The organism is Flavobacterium enshiense DK69, from assembly GCF_000498495.1.
GTDB lineage: Bacteria > Bacteroidota > Bacteroidia > Flavobacteriales > Flavobacteriaceae > Flavobacterium > Flavobacterium enshiense.
The window spans coordinates 1-1,023 of sequence record NZ_AVCS01000035.1; the positions used below are offsets into that span (position 1 = coordinate 1).

Sequence of the window (1,023 nt, forward strand, 5' to 3'; positions counted from 1 at the left end):
ACGGCAGGGAGTTCGGGTCGGAGACTTCGCACTATTTTGTAACGGGAGGTTATGTTTTCGATATCAGCGAGAACGTGAAGCTAAAACCGTTTGCGATGGTGAAATCGGCATTTGATGCACCGGTATCGGTAGATGCTTCCTTAAATACGATGTTGTACAATAAGCTTGAGCTTGGAGTAACTTACCGTTTGGAAGACTCATTCGGGGCGATGGTCAACTTTATGGTTACGCCGAACATGCGCATCGGTTATGCATACGACCATATCGTGTCGGATTTGGATGCTAAGACCAAATCGTCTCACGAGTTTATGTTGTTGTATGACCTGAACTTCTCTAAGAAGGCATCGAGCTCACCACGATTTTTCTAATTTAACCACGATTTTCAAACATGAAGAAAACCTATATCACTCTGAGTTTTGTATTCGCTGGTTTAACCCTATCAGCACAAAACAAACACACACAGGCAGCAGACAAACTGTATAATCGTTATGAGTATATCGATGCAGCCGAAGAATATTTGAAATTAGTAAGCAACAACAAGGCTGACAACTACGTTTACCGCCAACTAGCCGACAGCTACTACAATGTCTTCAACACCGTTGAAGCGGCAAAGTGGTACGCTAAAGCTACGGAAGAGAAACAGGATGCCGAGGTGTACTACCGCTATGCGCAAATGCTGAAAGCCAACGGGCAGTATGAAGCATCGAACAAGCAGATGGAGAAGTTTGCCTCTATGGCGCCAAGCGACCAAAGAGCGGTTGCTTTCAAAAAGGAGCCTAACTACATCCCGAGGCTTACCGACCAGCAGAAGATGTTCGATTCCAAAAACATGGACATCAACAGCGAGAAGTCGGATTTCGGAGCGGTGCTTGCCAACGACAACACCCTGTATTTCGCTTCGGCCAGAAACACATCCAAGAAAAGCTATGGCTGGAATGACGAGCCTTACCTGGACTTGTACAAAGCCACCAGAAACGAAGACGGTACTTTCAGCAAACCGACCGAAGTAGAAGGCATGAACAG

The 1,023-nt window shown here is 45.9% G+C and carries 1 protein-coding gene and 1 pseudogene; both read left to right on the top strand.

Annotation, left to right across the window (positions count from 1 at the left end; genetic code table 11):
• Positions 1–368: type IX secretion system membrane protein PorP/SprF (locus FEDK69T_RS15005; protein WP_035656463.1), on the top strand; the 368-nt coding region annotated here is incomplete at its 5' end.
• Positions 369–388: 20 nt separating this feature from the next.
• Positions 389–1,023, top strand: a pseudogene (locus tag FEDK69T_RS15010) (OmpA family protein); the annotation flags it as partial.